Origin of the sequence: Chelativorans sp. M5D2P16 (genome assembly GCF_034427935.1) — a bacterium.
Taxonomy (GTDB): Bacteria; Pseudomonadota; Alphaproteobacteria; order Rhizobiales; family Rhizobiaceae; genus Chelativorans.
Genome location: NZ_JAXQNM010000036.1, coordinates 161810 through 176629 on the forward strand (window position 1 = coordinate 161810; position 14820 = coordinate 176629).

The 14820-nt window shown below is 65.5% G+C and carries 12 protein-coding genes and 1 riboswitch; of the genes, 10 read left to right on the forward strand and 2 right to left on the reverse strand.

The window, feature by feature from the left end:
• The first annotated feature begins 38 nt into the window (after positions 1-38).
• The 6 genes from proX to SIN08_RS16860 all read left to right on the forward strand — a co-directional run bounded on the left by proX (position 39) and on the right by SIN08_RS16860 (position 7321).
• The gene (proX, locus tag SIN08_RS16835) at positions 39-1067 is read left to right on the forward strand and encodes a glycine betaine/L-proline ABC transporter substrate-binding protein ProX (protein WP_322452756.1); all 1029 of its coding nucleotides are present in this window, start codon (positions 39-41) and stop codon (positions 1065-1067) included.
• 245 nt (positions 1068-1312) lie between these two features.
• Positions 1313-2404, forward strand: a complete 1092-nt coding sequence (locus tag SIN08_RS16840; protein ID WP_322452757.1) for a DUF2793 domain-containing protein — start codon at positions 1313-1315, stop codon at positions 2402-2404.
• 96 nt (positions 2405-2500) lie between these two features.
• Positions 2501-2620, forward strand: a riboswitch (TPP riboswitch).
• Between the two features lie 105 nt (positions 2621-2725).
• Positions 2726-4555 (forward strand): phosphomethylpyrimidine synthase ThiC, encoded by a 1830-nt coding sequence (gene thiC / locus SIN08_RS16845; protein ID WP_322452758.1) that lies wholly within the window; start codon positions 2726-2728, stop codon positions 4553-4555.
• A gap of 135 nt (positions 4556-4690) precedes the next feature.
• On the forward strand, positions 4691-5713 hold the full coding sequence (gene thiO / locus SIN08_RS16850) for a glycine oxidase ThiO (RefSeq protein ID WP_322452759.1): 1023 nt from the start codon (positions 4691-4693) through the stop codon (positions 5711-5713).
• Between the two features lie 93 nt (positions 5714-5806).
• Positions 5807-6721, forward strand: coding sequence for a lipid kinase (locus SIN08_RS16855; RefSeq protein ID WP_322452760.1), 915 nt, complete (start codon positions 5807-5809; stop codon positions 6719-6721).
• 72 nt (positions 6722-6793) lie between these two features.
• Positions 6794-7321 (forward strand): gamma carbonic anhydrase family protein, encoded by a 528-nt coding sequence (locus SIN08_RS16860; protein ID WP_322452761.1) that lies wholly within the window; start codon positions 6794-6796, stop codon positions 7319-7321.
• 19 nt (positions 7322-7340) lie between these two features.
• Here SIN08_RS16860 and SIN08_RS16865 read toward each other — a convergent pair whose 3' ends face one another.
• Together SIN08_RS16865 and SIN08_RS16870 are read right to left on the reverse strand one after the other, a co-directional pair.
• Positions 7341-8330 carry a bifunctional riboflavin kinase/FAD synthetase gene (locus SIN08_RS16865; RefSeq protein ID WP_416208090.1) on the reverse strand — a complete coding sequence of 330 codons (990 nt, stop codon included), beginning with the start codon at positions 8328-8330 and terminating at the stop codon, positions 7341-7343.
• Positions 8331-8339: 9 nt separating this feature from the next.
• Positions 8340-9200, reverse strand: coding sequence for a TIGR01459 family HAD-type hydrolase (locus SIN08_RS16870; protein ID WP_416208091.1), 861 nt, complete (start codon positions 9198-9200; stop codon positions 8340-8342).
• A gap of 230 nt (positions 9201-9430) precedes the next feature.
• Between SIN08_RS16870 and SIN08_RS16875 the strand changes: the two genes are divergently transcribed.
• From SIN08_RS16875 to hisG, 4 genes are all read left to right on the forward strand, one after another.
• Entirely contained in the window at positions 9431-11236 is a 1806-nt protein-coding gene (locus SIN08_RS16875; protein ID WP_322452762.1) for a TadE/TadG family type IV pilus assembly protein, read from the forward strand.
• Positions 11237-11337: 101 nt separating this feature from the next.
• Positions 11338-12921 (forward strand): histidine--tRNA ligase, encoded by a 1584-nt coding sequence (gene hisS, locus SIN08_RS16880; RefSeq protein ID WP_322452763.1) that lies wholly within the window; start codon positions 11338-11340, stop codon positions 12919-12921.
• A gap of 73 nt (positions 12922-12994) precedes the next feature.
• Positions 12995-14116 (forward strand): ATP phosphoribosyltransferase regulatory subunit, encoded by a 1122-nt coding sequence (locus tag SIN08_RS16885; RefSeq protein WP_322452764.1) that lies wholly within the window; start codon positions 12995-12997, stop codon positions 14114-14116.
• Positions 14113-14814: an ATP phosphoribosyltransferase gene (gene hisG / locus SIN08_RS16890; protein ID WP_322452765.1), complete on the forward strand. Its 702-nt coding sequence runs from the start codon at positions 14113-14115 to the stop codon at positions 14812-14814. Before SIN08_RS16885 ends, hisG begins: the two co-directional genes overlap by 4 nt.
• Positions 14815-14820 lie beyond the last annotated feature (6 nt).

Sequence of the window (14820 nt, forward strand, 5' to 3'; positions counted from 1 at the left end):
CGGCCCGCGGTCACCAATGAACACGAAAGGAGAGGCTTATGTTCACGATAAAGAAAGCCGTGCCAACCCTCGCCGCCGCCGCTCTCCTGAGCGCCGGCTCGCTGTCGCCCGCCGTGGCGCAGGATCAGCCGGGCGAAGGCAAGACCGTCCAGATGGCGCGCGCCACCTGGGACACGGGCTGGTTCCACGCCGAAATCTACAAGCAGCTTCTCGAGGAACTCGGCTACACGGTGGAAGGCCCGACGACACTCGACAATCCACCCTTCTACCAGGCGGTCAGCCAGGGCGACGTCGACCTTTGGGTCAACGGCTGGTTCCCGCTCCACAACACCTATCGCAGCACCTTTGAAAGCGGTGCCGAGATCGTTGGTGCCGTCGCCAGGGGCGGTGCGCTCGAGGGATATCTCGTCGACAAGGCCTCGGTCGAGGAATTCGACATCAAGACGCTGGACGATTTCAAGCGTGACGAGGTCAAGGAAGCTTTCGACCGCAACGGCGACGGCAAGGCCGATCTGGTGGCCTGTCCTCCCGGCTGGGGCTGCGAGGTCAATATCGAGCATCACTTGGACGCCTACGACCTGCGTGACCACGTGAACGCGATCAAGGCCGGCTACTCCGCGTCCATGGCGGATGCGGTCGCGGCTTATGCAAACGGCGAGCCCATCTTCTTCTACACCTGGACACCCAACTGGACGGTGAACGAGGTGGTGCCGGGCGAGGACGTCATGTGGATCGAGGTGCCGGAAGTCAATCTGCCCGAAGACATGGCGGATCTGGAAGACGCCGCCACGCTGGAAGGCGTCGAGGGTTGCGTGGCCGACCCCTGCACGCTCGGCTTCCCGGCCAACGACATCGTTCCGGTCGCCAATTCCGAGTTCCTCCAGGAGAACCCGGCCGTCGGCGCGCTCCTTGAAACCATCTCGATCCCGCTGCCCGACATCTATGCCCAGAACGCGGCGATGAATGCGGGCGACGACGATATCGAAGCCCAGGCCTCGACCTGGATCGAGGAGAACCGCGACCAGGTCGACAGCTGGCTCGAAGAAGCCCGCGCGGCAGCGGAGTAAGCGCCTCTCCACAGCAAGCTGCAAAGGCCGGGCCTTCGTGCCCGGCCTTTTTCATGGGCGGGCATTGCCGGGCGAAGCCAGGAAGGGCGTGGACAAAGTTTTTGTCCTCCTTCCGCAATCTCTGTGAAAGAAAGAATGAAACCAGGGGCTTGAGAAAACAGACTTATGCATCCGGGATGCCATTTGTCCCCGCATAGGCGGCGCGCCTTATGATCAGCCTGACGACAATTGCTTGCGAGGCTGCCATGAGCATCGACCCGGAGAATACCGCCCTTTTGAAACTCCCCTATATCATGCCAAGCCAGGCCCAGAAGCACGTGACGCACAACGAGGCGATCCGTCTGCTGGACGGCCTGACACAGGTTTCCGTGCTCGACCGCGACTGGACCGCGCCGCCCGATACGCCCGAGGAGGGTGACCGCTACATCGTCGCTGAGGGCGCGAGTGATGGTTGGGAGGGGTGGGACTCCAACATCGCCTATTTCGCCGACGGCGCCTGGATCAGGCTCGTGCAACGAATCGGCTGGCTCGCCTGGGTCGAGGACGAGGCGCGGTTTGTCGTGTGGAACGGCAGCGCCTGGACGGACGCGATCGGCAATCTCACGGCCGACGATCTGGCCAGCGGCGTCGTTCCCATGATCGGCGTCAACACGGCGGCCGATGGCTATAACCGCTTCGCTATCAAGTCCGACGCGGCCCTGTTCTCGTACGACGACGTCACGCCCGGCTCCGGCCACATACGTGCCACGGTGAACAAGGCGGGAGCGGACAAGGATGCGGGCTTCATCTTCCAGACCGCCTGGAGCGCCCGGGCTCTGTTCGGGCTTTTGGGCAACGACGATTTCTCGATCAAGGTCAGCCCGGACGGTGCTGCCTACCACACGGCCCTGGTGGTCGACCGCAACAACGGGCTGGTGAAGTTCCCCGGCGGCCTGTGGGGTACGGGCAGCAGCGCTGGGACGCTGGGAGCGCAGGCGCTCGCCTTTACCGGTGGGCTGGACGGTTCCGCGCTCGGCCAGAGGATATCTTTCGGCAGCGGCCAGACCATCGGGGACGGCCCCTGCATGCCCTTTTCCGGCAAGGTGGTAGCGGCGACGATGAGCCAGCAATCGGGCACCGCCGGAACTTACACGCTGGAGGCGGTGAAAAGCAGCGGCCGGCAGGGCGCGTCCTACCGTCTGTCGCATTCCTACGGCGGCAGCGGAGGGCAGCACGCGATTGCCGATTTCCATTCGGCCATGCTCGCGTTCGCGGCCGGCGACCGCATCAGCTTCGAGGTGGTGGAGCAGCCCGGGCCGGCCGCCTTCACAGTCACCTTCTTTGTCGTTTTCGACTGAGGGCGCAATGCCGGCAGCACCACCGGCTCTCTCCCGGAAAAGACTCAGACGGGGCGGAGACGCTTGACAAGCCCCGCACCATCGCCTCTAAACTTGCGTCTTCACCAGGGGGGCCCGGACAACGGGCTGAGATACCGCTGGCCTAAAAGGCAGCGCGGTGACCCTTAGAACCTGATCCAGTTCATACTGGCGTAGGGATGGTGCGACGGCTTTTCGGGGAACCGCCCCATCGACCGGGTTCAGGCCCACAGATCAGAAAGAGCCTCTCCCTCATCCTTCCAAGAACTGGGTCTCCTGTGCAAAGCGCGAAGGAGCCATGCCATGGATGCCCGCAACCAACCGACACCCGAAGTCACGACAGGTCCCCTGCCGGCCTCGCACAAGGTCTACAAGCCCGGCACGCGCCATCCCGATCTGCGCGTGCCCATGCGCGAGATCGCCGTCCACCCGACGGCCGGCGAGCCGCCGGTAACGGTCTATGATTCGTCCGGCCCGTACACGGACATCGAGGCGCAGATTGAGATCGAAAAGGGCCTGCCGCGTCTGCGCGAAACCTGGATCACGGCGCGCGGGGACGTCGAGCGCTACGATGGTCGGATCGTCAAGCCGGAGGACAACGGCTTTGTGAGCGGCGATCGGCTGACGCCGGAGTTCCCCACGCGCAACCGTCCGTTCCGGGCACGCGACGGCAAGGCGGTCACCCAGATCGCCTATGCGCGCGCCGGCATCGTGACGCCGGAGATGGAGTTCATCGCCATCCGCGAGAACCTCGGGCGCGAGAAGCTGAAGGAAAAGCTCGAGCGCGACGGCGAGAGCTTCGGGGCGGCCATTCCCGATCACGTGACCCCGGAATTCGTGCGCGACGAGGTGGCGCGCGGCCGTGCGATCATCCCGGCCAACATCAACCATCCCGAAATCGAGCCGATGATCATTGGTCGCAACTTCCTGACCAAAATCAATGCCAATATCGGCAATTCGGCCGTCACCTCCTCCATGGCGGAAGAGGTCGAGAAGATGGTGTGGGCGACGCGCTGGGGCGCCGACACGGTGATGGACCTTTCCACCGGGCGCAACATCCACAACATCCGCGAGTGGATCATCCGCAATTCGCCGGTGCCGATCGGCACCGTGCCGATCTACCAGGCGCTGGAGAAGGTGGGCGGCGTCGCCGAGGAGCTCACCTGGGAGGTCTACCGCGACACCCTCATCGAGCAGGCCGAGCAGGGCGTCGACTACTTCACCATTCATGCCGGCGTACGGCTGCACTACGTGCCGCTCACGGTCGACCGGGTGACCGGCATCGTTTCCCGGGGCGGCTCGATCATGGCCAAGTGGTGCCTTCATCACCACAAGGAGAGTTTCCTCTACGAGCATTTCGAGGAGATCTGCGAGATCTGCCGCGCCTATGACGTCTCCTTCTCGCTGGGCGACGGACTGCGCCCCGGCTCGATCGCCGACGCCAACGACGCGGCTCAGTTCGCCGAACTGGAAACGCTGGGCGAGCTCACGAAAATCGCCTGGGCGAAGGACTGCCAGGTGATGATCGAGGGGCCGGGCCATGTTCCCATGCACAAGATCAAGGAGAACATGGACAAGCAGCTCGAGATCTGCGGCGAGGCGCCCTTCTATACGCTCGGACCGCTGACGACCGACATCGCGCCCGGCTACGACCACATCACGAGCGGTATCGGTGCGGCGATGATCGGCTGGTTCGGCACGGCCATGCTCTGCTACGTCACGCCGAAGGAGCATCTGGGCCTGCCCGACCGGGACGACGTGAAGACCGGCGTCATCACCTACAAGATCGCCGCCCACGCGGCCGATCTCGCCAAGGGCCATCCGGCGGCAAAGATCCGCGACGACGCGCTGTCGCGGGCGCGTTTCGAGTTCCGCTGGGAGGACCAGTTCAACCTCTCGCTCGACCCCGAGACCGCACGTGCGCTCCACGACGAGACGCTGCCGAAGGAAGCGCACAAGGTGGCACATTTCTGCTCCATGTGCGGACCGAAATTCTGCTCCATGCGGATTTCGCACGACATCCGCGCCGAGGCGCAAAAGGAGGGCATGGAGAAGATGGCGGAAAAATATCGCGAGGGCGGAAAGCTCTACGTGCCGGTCGAGGAGGCGGCGGAGCAAACGCACGAAACCTAGGTGCAGCGGGATCATTCGAGCCATGCCCGCGAATACTGGCGCTCTCATCCCCCTCTGCCCGGCAGGGCAGAGGGGGTATGCCGGGGCGCGGGCCTGTCCGGCTGGCCATATCTTTATTTTGGCGAAGAGCCCCTGATGCGTATTCTCGTCAAAGGTGCCGGCGTCGCGGGCTTGACCGTCGCCCATGAACTGGCCAGCGGCGGGGCCGACGTAATCGTCATCGAGAAAAGCTCCGCGCCGGGCGGCGGGGCATCGTGGCTTGCCGGCGGCATGCTGGCGCCATTTTGCGAGCGAGAGGCCGCCGAGCCCACCGTCGTGGAACTCGGCCGCGAGGCCGCGCGCTGGTGGGAAGCGGCCGTTCCGGGCCTGGTGCACTTCAACGGCACGCTTGTCGTGGCGCCGCCGCGCGACACCGCCGAATTGCGCCGCTTCGCCACGCGCACGGAGGGACATTCCCACGTTGCCGCCGACGAAATCGCGTCGCTCGAACCGGACCTCGCAGGCCGCTTCCGCGCCGGGCTCTTCTTTCCGCAGGAAGCGCATCTCGATCCGCGTCAGGCATTGAGGGCACTGGCTGAAAAGCTGCAAGCCGCCGGGGTGCGCTTCCTCTTCAATCGTACCGAGCCGCCGCGGGGCGAGACCTTCGACCGGGTCGTCGACTGCACAGGCTTTGCCGCTGCCGCCTCGGTGCCGGAACTGCGCGGCGTGCGCGGCGAGATGCTCTATCTCGAGACACGAGAGGTGAGGCTCTCCCGCACCGTGCGGCTCATCCACCCGCGCTTCCCGGTATACATCGTCCCGCGCAGCGGCGGCCGCTTCATGGTGGGAGCGACCATGATCGAAAGCGCCGACGAGGGACCGATCACCGCGCGCTCGGCCATGGAACTGCTCAATGCAGCCTATGCGCTCCATCCCGCTTTCGGCGAAGCGCGCATCGTCGAGGCCGCGGCCGGCATTCGCCCCGCCTACCCCGACAATTTGCCGAAGATCGAAGAGCGGAACGGGACGCTCTTCGTCAACGGCTTCCACCGCCACGGCTTCCTCCTGTCGCCGGCGCTCGCCCGGGAAGCCGCGCGCATCGTGCTCGGCGGAGACGGGAGAGACGCGGGCGGAGCTCCGCAGGACACGGCGTTCGCCCCGACCGTTACAAAGATTTAATCCGCGAGGCGAGCGATGCCGCGCCTGCCACGGTCGCAATACGCGGCCGCTGGGCATATATCTCCCGCAACTTTCATCCTCTTGCGGGCTTCCATGGACAACGTCACCACGAAACGGGCGCTTGTGCTCATCAATCCCAAGGCACGCCGCGGGCAGGAATCGCTCGCGCCGGTGCTCGATCGGCTCCGTGCCGGCGGGCTGGTCACCCAGGTCGAACCCTTCGAGGCGCTGCCGGAAATCGCGCGCGACATCGTGCGCCTGCGCAAGATGGCCGATCTTGTCGTCGTGTGCGGCGGCGACGGCACGGTGTCCTCGGCGGCGGTCGCCGTGATGGAAAGCGGCTTGCCGATGGGCATCATGCCGATGGGCACGGCCAACGACCTTGCGCGCACTCTGGAAATTCCCATGAACCTCGTGGAAGCCGCCGGCGTGATTGCCGACGGTCAGGCCCGGCAAATCGACGTCGGCACGGTGAACGGCCACGCCTTTTTCAACGTCGCCAGCATCGGGCTGAGCACGGAACTTGCGCAAGGGCTCGATCCGGCGCTCAAGAAGCGGTTCGGCAGGCTGGGCTATGCGCTGGCAGCCATGAAGGTCATGGCCAAGGCCAACCGTTTTGCCGCCCGGATCACCGAAAAGGGCGCCACGATCGAGGTCCACACCTATCAGATCGCCGTCGGCAACGGGCGGCACTATGGCGGCGGCAACGTCGTGGAGGAAACGGCGGCCATCGATGACGGCCATCTCGACCTCTACAGCCTGGAGATGAAGAACCTCTGGAAACTGGCGCTGATGCTGCGTTCCTTCCGCTCCGGCCGCCACGGCGCCTGGAAGGAGGTGCGTACGGCCCGGTGTGTCGAGTTCGACATCGAGACGGACAAGCCGATGCCGGTGAACACGGACGGGGAAATCGTCACCGCGACGCCGGCGCATTTCAAGGTGCATCCCAAGGCGATCTCCATCTTCGCGCCGGCCGAACAAGGTGGGGCGTTTTCAAGCAGGGGATAAGCCGATATGTAGCCGGCGGGCGGCGCCGCGCCCTGGCGCCGGTCTCGTTCGTATCCGCAAGGAGGCAAATTCGTGTCCGTCTACGCTTTCGGCGATATCTCCCCTCGCCTGCCCGCCGGCTTCTGCTGGATCGCGCCGACCGCCGCCGTCATCGGCAACGTGCGTCTGGAAGAGGACAGCAGTGTCTGGTTCGGCGCGGTCCTGCGCGGCGACAACGAGCCGATCACCGTGGGTGTGGGCGCGAACATCCAGGACAATGCCGTTCTGCACACCGACCCGGGCTTTCCCACCACGCTCGCGCGCTTCTGCACGATCGGCCACAGCGCCGTCGTGCACGGCTGCACGATCGGCGAAAACAGCCTCGTCGGAATGGGCGCGACGGTGCTCAACGGCGCCCGGATCGGCAGGAACTGCCTGATCGGCGCCAATGCGCTCGTTACCGAAGGCAAGGAGATCCCCGACGGCTCGCTCGTTCTCGGTGCCCCGGCCAAGGTGGTGCGGCGACTCGACGAAGAGGCGCAGGCGAAGCTGGCGGAGACCGCCCGGCATTACGTGGAAAACGCAAAGCGCTTCGCCACGGGGTTGAACCGGCGCGATTGAGCCGCGCGGAACACCGGTCTCAACCGGAGAACGCGATCCTCAGATCGATCTCGGAAAGCGGTCTTACGCCCGAAAGCAGCGCCCGCGCTTCCGCTTCATCCTGTTTCATTTGCGAAACCAGCGCCTCCAGCCCGTCGAACTTCTCCTCGCCCCGCAGGAAGCCGAAAAAGGAAACGGCACAGGTCTCGCCGTAAAGCGCGTCATCGAGATCGAAGACGAAGGTCTCGAGAAGGGGCCGCCCCTCCTCGTCGACGGTCGGCCGGCGGCCGAAGCTCGCCACGCCATCGTGCAGCGTGCCGTCGGCGCGGCGAAAGCGCACCCCATAGATGCCGTGCGCGAGGGCCGTCTCATCCGGCAGCGCCATGTTGGCGGTGGGAAAGCCGAGGGTGCGGCCGAGCCGCTTGCCCTCGCTCACCACGCCTTCCACCGTGTAGCGATAGCCCAGGAGGCCGGCGGCTTCGGCCACATCGCCTTGCGCCAGCAAATTTCGTACCCGGCTGGAGGAGACCACGTCTCCGCCCTCGTCCGAGAACTGGGCGACCAGGCTCACGTCGAACCCGTGCACGGCACCGGCCTCGGCAAGAGTCTCCGGCGTGCCGCCGCGGTTCTTCCCGTAGTGGAAGTCGAAGCCGGTCACCACATGCGCCGCGCCGAGACCGCGCACCAGGATCTCCGTGACGAAAGCCTCCGGCGACAGGGCGGCGAAATCGCGCGTGAAAGGCTGCTCGACCACGGCGTCGAAACCCATCGCCTCCAGGAGGCGCGCCTTCATCGGCGCCGGTGTGAGGCGGAAGAGCGGCACGTCGGGACGGAAGACACTGCGCGGATGCGGCTCGAAGGTGAGCACGATGGCCAGGCATCCGTGCGTTGCGGCGATTTCGAGCGCGCGCGCCAGCACCGACTGGTGGCCGCGATGGACGCCGTCGAAATTGCCGATGACGACAACTCCGCCGTGCAAGCGGGGCGGGAGGGCCCGGGGTCCGCTACATCTCAGGATGCCGCCTGCCACGTTCCGCCTCTATCGTAGCCTTTCGATCGCCGCTGCCGGCTGGAGGCCGTGCTGTTCCAGAAAAGCGGCCAGCCGGGCCGGGTCGGGCCTGCCGTTCTCGCTGTGCTCGGCCGCGTGTATGCCCTCCGTCACATAGAGCACGTCGATGCCCATGCCGGCCGCACCCTTGATATCGGTCAGCACGCCGTCGCCGATGGCGAGCGCATCGGCGGGACCGACCGCACGGCCGAGGGTGTTGCCGGCGGCGGCCAGAGCGGCCTCATAGATCGGCCGATGCGGCTTTCCCGCGATCAGCGTGCGCCCGCCCATGAGGCCGTATTCGCGCGCGAGCGCGCCGGCGCAGAAGACGAGCTTGTCGCCGCGCTCGACGACGATGTCCGGATTGGCGCAGATGAAAGGAAGATCACGTGTGCGCAGGCGCTGCAAGACTTCGGCGTAGTCCTCCGGCGTCTCGGTTTCGTCATCGTAAAGCCCGGTGCAGACCACGCCCGCCGCCTCGAATTCCTCCACGAGTTCGATGTCGAGACCGTCGTAAAGCGTCATGTCGCGGTCCGGACCGATGTGAAACAGCCTGCGGGGGGCGTTGCGGATCAATTCACGGGTGACGTCGCCCGAGGTAATCACGCTGTCCCATGCCGCGTCGTCGACGCCCAGGAGGCGAAGCTGCTCCTCGACCTGATCGTGCGGGCGCGGGGCGTTGGTGATCAGGACCACGGTCTTGCCGGCGGCGCACATGCGCTTCAACGCCTCCACGGCATCGCAGAAGGCCGAGACACCGTTGTGCACCACGCCCCAAACGTCGCAAAGGACGACCGAATAGGGCTCCGCCAGCGTGTCGAGACGGTCGATCATGTCCGGCGGCTGCGGCATGGGGTTCTCCTTCTACTCGGCAACTGGAGAGCACGGAAGCGGGCTTGAGGAACTCGCGCAGGGATTAGCCCAAGTGACGGGCACTGTCACCCTGCTTTCGGGAAGGAGAGGTATGGGAACGGCATGTTAACGGTCCATCAACCGTTATGGCCGATCCTGCCACCCGATTAGGAATCCGTTCAGCCTGTTGGCGCATCCTGCCGGCATAAGCCAGAGGCAGGGTGGCATTCATGATACGCAAATTCCGTCGTGACGAGCGCGGCAACTATGCGGTGCTCACGGCACTCGTCATGGTGCCCGTCATGGGCGCGCTGGCGCTCGCGATCGACTACACCCGCATGGGCGCCCACAGGCAGGCTGCGCTCAACGCGCTCGACGCGGCCAATATCGCCGCCGCCCGGCGGCTCTTGGCGGGTGACAGCAAAGACGACGTCTTGGCCTACGCGCGGAAATATTTCGAAGCCAATCTCGGCCCGGTCAAGCCGGAGGCAACCACGCTGCATGTGGAACTGCCGACGGACAAGGCCGGCGGCGGCACGCTGAAGATGAGCGCCGACCTCGACTATCAGCCCATCTTCTTCCCCGTCTTCCAGGCCCTGCGCGGCGAAGACGCGGAAAGCCAGACGAAACTCACCCTGAACGCCAACAACGCGGTGCGCCTGAAAAACACGCTCGAAGTGGCGCTGGTGCTCGACAATTCCGGCTCCATGGATGAATGGGGCTCGGGCTCCGGCAAGAAGCGCCTGGCCCTTTTGAAGGATGCCGCCAAGCAGCTCGTCGAGACGCTGGCGAAACAGGGCGAGAACATGCAGCAGGTGACAAAGCCCGTGCAGTTCGGCGTGGTGCCCTTCGCGGCCTCGGTCAATGTCGGACCCGACAAGCGCGACGCCTGGTGGATGGATACCGACGGGCGGTCGCCGATCCATCACGAGAATTTCGACTGGGAGACCATCGGGGAATATTACGAACAAAGAAGCAAAGATAAACGAGTCGAATGGATCGAGGGTGTCTACAAGAAGCGCGGCAAGGGCTGGCACGAGGAAGAAGATGAGGTCGTGACGCGCTTCACTCTTTATGACGAGATCAAGAAGCTCAAACACAACGCAGATCAATTCCACTGGGCGGGATGCGTCGAGATGCGTCCCCATCCCTTGGGCCTGGACGACACACCGCCCGACAGGGATCACCCGGAAACCCTGTTCGTACCCATGTTCGCGCCCGATGAGACGGATCCGTCCGACCGCGGCCGCAGGGCCTACAACGACTGGTGGGCGGACCAGACGGGCGGCGAATGGCCCAACAAGTCCCTCAGCCGCCAGCGATACATGCCAAAATATTTTTATGCGGTGGGCACGCCCGTCCCGCCCGGGAAAGGTCCCAACCTTAGCTGCACCACCGAGCCGATCACGCCACTCACGGACGTGACGGACCAAGCCGGGCTGGACCTCGTCAAGGGTGCGATCGACAAGATGCGCGCCGACGGAGCCACCAACGTGCCGGAGGGCATGGCCTGGGGCTGGCGCGTCGTCTCCGGCGGAGAGCCCTTCACCGAGGGCAGACCCGACCAGGAGAAAGGCAACGACAAGGTGGTCATCGTGCTGACGGACGGCGCCAACACCTACTATACGCCCGGATGGTTCGGCGCCAGCGACGAAGCGGGCAACAAGTCGATCTACTCGAACTACGGCTATGCCGAGAACGGCCGCATCTTCGACGGCACAACCGTCAACAGCAGCTACTATTCGGAAGGAAATTTCACGAAGGCGATGAACCAGCAGTTCGACCAGTTGTGCGAGACGGCGAAACAGGAAGGCATCATGGTGATGACGGTGGCGCTCGACCTCGGCACGTGGCGGAACAATGAAAGGGAGCAGATCGACGCCCTGCGCCGGTGCTCGTCCGAGTCGCGCTTCCGCAAGGACCCCGAGAATCCCGAGAAACCGGCCAAGCTGTTCTGGAACGCCACCGGCGCCGAACTCGAGGAGACTTTCCGCGAGATCGCCGACGAGCTGTCGAACCTGCGCTTCGTGAGCTGAGCGGCCCGCCCGCGCCCTTGCCGCACACACCCTTATCGGCTAGGACAGCCGCGCCCGGAAGACCGGGCGCGGTCAATCATTCTGGACGGGCGGAATCGCACATGGCAGGCAAGGCGGACAAGGTGAAGGCACGGCTCCCGCGCGGGCTCGTCGACCGCCATGCCGAGGACATCCGCGCCGTCGACGAGATGGTGGCGAAGATCCGCGCCGTCTACGAGCTCTACGGCTTCGAGCCGGTCGAAACGCCGCTCATCGAATATACCGACGCGCTGGGAAAGTTCCTGCCCGACCAGGATCGGCCCAACGAGGGCGTCTTCTCCTTCCAGGACGACGACGAGCAGTGGCTTTCGCTGCGCTACGACCTGACGGCGCCGCTCGCCCGGTTCTATGCCGAGAATTTCGAGCGCCTGCCCAAGCCCTATCGCAGCTACCGCGCCGGCTGGGTGTTCCGCAACGAGAAGCCCGGCCCCGGCCGCTTCCGCCAGTTCATGCAGTTCGACGCCGATACAGTGGGCACGCCCGGCGTCGCGGCGGATGCCGAGATGTGCATGATGATGGCCGACGTGATGGAGGCGCTGGGGCTCAAAGATCAATACGTCATTCGCGTGAACAACCGGAAGGTGCTCGACGGGGTGCTGGACGGGATCGGCCTCGGCGGGGAGGAGAATGCCGGGCGGCGGCTGACGGTGCTCAGGGCGATTGACAAGTTAGATAAGTTCGGGCCGGAAGGGGTGCGAGCGTTGCTTGGCCCGGGTCGCATGGACGAGAGTGGTGACTTTACGAAGGGTGCGGGGCTGAACGAAGACCAGATTACGCGCATTGGTCGGTTCATCGATTTCGCAAGGTGGCATGACTTTACCAGCGACTCCTCGGGCCGGTCGGTTCAGTCAACTTTGAACGATGAAGGGACGGAATGGAACGATGACGACGCATCACCGCGCGATCTCTTCGCGGCGATGGACGCAAGCTTCGGTGAAAATGACATCGCTTCCCAAGGGATTGCCGAGCTACGGGACATAGCGGCACTGGTAACGGCTTCTGGATATGACTCCGATCGCATCCGCATCGACCCCTCCGTCGTGCGCGGCCTCGAGTATTACACCGGGCCCGTCTACGAGGCCGAACTACTGGCCGAAATCCCCAACGAAAAGGGCGAGACCGTCCAGTTCGGCTCCGTTGGCGGCGGCGGGCGGTATGACGGGCTCGTCTCGCGCTTTCGCGGCGAGCCGGTGCCGGCCACGGGCTTCTCCATCGGTGTCTCCCGCCTCATGACGGCGCTGAAGAATCTAGGCAAGCTCCGGACAACAGAGACAGTTGCCCCCGTCGTCGTCCTCGTCATGGACAAGGACACGGAGAGCCTCGGGCGATACCAGAAGATGGTCTCCGAGCTGCGCCGGGCCGGCATCCGCGCCGAGATGTATCTGGGCGGTGCCGGCATGAAGGCGCAGATGAAATATGCCGACCGGCGCGGTGCCCCGTGCGTCGTTATCCAGGGCGGCGACGAGCGCGAGAAGGGCGAGGTGCAGATCAAGGACCTCGCGGAGGGCAAGCGCCTTTCCGAAGAGATCGAGGACAATGTGACCTGGCGCGCGGCGCGGCCGGCGCAGTTTTCCGTGCCGGAGGGCGAACTGGTGGAGGCGGTCAGGGGCGTGCTCGAGGCGCAGCGGCAAGAGCGGGGCGCGTGAGCATGTCCGGCGCCGGATCCTCTGTCGGAGGCGGCGGCACCCCAGTGCGCGCGCAGGAAAGAGCCCGCCGCCCATGACCTTGCGTTACCCCTCCTTCGCCGGCGACATCCTCGCCCTCTTCGAAGAGCGCGCGGCGGCGCTGACGGACATCCCGATCATCCAGCCGGCCGACCCCTTCCTCGACATGGCGGGCGAGGATCTACGCCGGCGCATTTTCCTTACCGAGAGCGAGACCGGCCGCAGCCTGTGCCTGAGGCCCGAATTCACCATTCCCGTCTGCCGCGACCACATCGAGCGGCGCGCGACGACGCCGCGGCGCTATGCCTATCTGGGCGAGGTGTTCCGTCAGCGCCGCGAGGGCGGCGCGGAATTCTTTCAGGCAGGCATCGAGGATTTGGGCGCCGAAGACCGCGCGGATGCCGACGCGCGCTCGCTGGCCGACGCCCATGCGCTGCTTGCGCGCGTCCTGCCTGAGCGCACGCTGACCGTCACCCTTGGCGACCAAGCGGTGTTCGAGGCGGTGCTTTCCGGCCTCGGCCTGCCGCGCGGTTGGCGCAAGCGGCTTGCGCGCGCCTTTGGCTCGCCGGCGATGCTGGAGGCGGCAATCGCCGAGTTCACCAATCCGCCCGGCACGGCGCGCCTGCCGCGCGAGGTGGCCGGGCTGGTGACGCGCGGCGATGCGGACGCGCTGGCCGGACATATCGAAAAGGCGATGGAAGAGGCCGGCCTGTCGCCTTCGGCCGGACGGCTGCCTTTGGAGATCGCGCGGCGGCTGATGGAAAAGGCCGAGCTTGCCAGCGTGCGCCTCTCCGACACCGCGCTCGATGCACTCAAGGCCTTTCTGGCCATCCACGTACCACTCGAAGAGGCCGAGGCGCGCCTGGCTGATTTCGCCGAAGGGGCGGGTATCTTCCTCGACGAGGCGCTAACCGGCTTCCGGGAGCGCGCAGAGCGCATCGTCCGGCATGGGCTGCCGCCGGCCGAGATCCATTACGATGCGGGGTTTGGGCGGCCGCTCGACTACTATACAGGCTTCGTGTTCGAGATCGGGACAGCGGCGCTGGACCAGCCGCTGGCCGGCGGCGGGCGCTACGACCGGCTCCTGACGCTGCTCGGCGCCGAAAAGCCCATCCCCGGCGTCGGCTTTTCCATCTGGCTCGACCGCGTGGCAGCCTTGCGGGAGGACAGGCCATGAGCGTCACACTCGCCCTGCCCTCGAAAGGTCGTCTCAAGGAGGAGGCCGTGCGGCGGCTCGAAGATGCCGGCTATACGGTCCGCCTGCCGGAGAACGACCGCCGATACCGGGCCACGATGGACGGCCTTCCCGGACTCGAGGTCGCCTTCCTGTCCGCCTCCGAGATCGCGCGCGAACTGGCCCGGGGCGGCATCGACCTCGGCATCACCGGCGAGGACCTCGTGCGCGAGACGATCCCCGAATGGGAGGCGCGCGTTAAGATCGGCGCGAGGCTCGGCTTCGGCCATGCCGACGTAGTGGTGGCGGTGCCAAAGGTGTGGTTCGACGTCGCCACCATGGCCGATCTGGACGACGTTGCAGCCGATTTCCGCCAGCGCCATGGCAGGCGGCTCAGGATCGCCACCAAATACTGGCGGCTGACACAGCAGTTCTTCTCCCAGAAACACGGGATCCAGGTCTACCGCATCGTCGAAAGCCTCGGCGCGACGGAGGGCGCGCCGGCGGCCGGCTCGGCCGACGTTATCGTCGACATCACCTCCACAGGCTCGACGCTCAGAGCCAACCACTTGAAGGTTCTGGAGGACGGCATCATCCTGCGCTCCCAGGCCTGCCTGGTGACCGCGCGCAAAGAGCGGCCGGAGAACGAGGCGAAGCTGATCGCGGACATGGCAGCCGCGCTCGACCGGCCGGCAGGCTAGAATCAG

Excerpts from the sequence above, each read along its gene's own strand:
- proX (WP_322452756.1), top strand. The coding sequence starts at position 39 with ATGTTCACGATAAAGAAAGCCGTGCCAACCCTCGCCGCCGCCGCTCTC.
- SIN08_RS16840 (WP_322452757.1), top strand. The coding sequence starts at position 1,313 with ATGAGCATCGACCCGGAGAATACCGCCCTTTTGAAACTCCCCTATATC.
- thiC (WP_322452758.1), top strand. The coding sequence starts at position 2,726 with ATGGATGCCCGCAACCAACCGACACCCGAAGTCACGACAGGTCCCCTG.
- thiO (WP_322452759.1), top strand. The coding sequence starts at position 4,691 with ATGCGTATTCTCGTCAAAGGTGCCGGCGTCGCGGGCTTGACCGTCGCC.
- SIN08_RS16855 (WP_322452760.1), top strand. The coding sequence starts at position 5,807 with ATGGACAACGTCACCACGAAACGGGCGCTTGTGCTCATCAATCCCAAG.
- SIN08_RS16870 (WP_416208091.1), bottom strand. The coding sequence starts at position 9,200 with ATGCCGCAGCCGCCGGACATGATCGACCGTCTCGACACGCTGGCGGAG.
- SIN08_RS16875 (WP_322452762.1), top strand. The coding sequence starts at position 9,431 with ATGATACGCAAATTCCGTCGTGACGAGCGCGGCAACTATGCGGTGCTC.
- hisS (WP_322452763.1), top strand. The coding sequence starts at position 11,338 with ATGGCAGGCAAGGCGGACAAGGTGAAGGCACGGCTCCCGCGCGGGCTC.
- SIN08_RS16885 (WP_322452764.1), top strand. The coding sequence starts at position 12,995 with ATGACCTTGCGTTACCCCTCCTTCGCCGGCGACATCCTCGCCCTCTTC.
- hisG (WP_322452765.1), top strand. The coding sequence starts at position 14,113 with ATGAGCGTCACACTCGCCCTGCCCTCGAAAGGTCGTCTCAAGGAGGAG.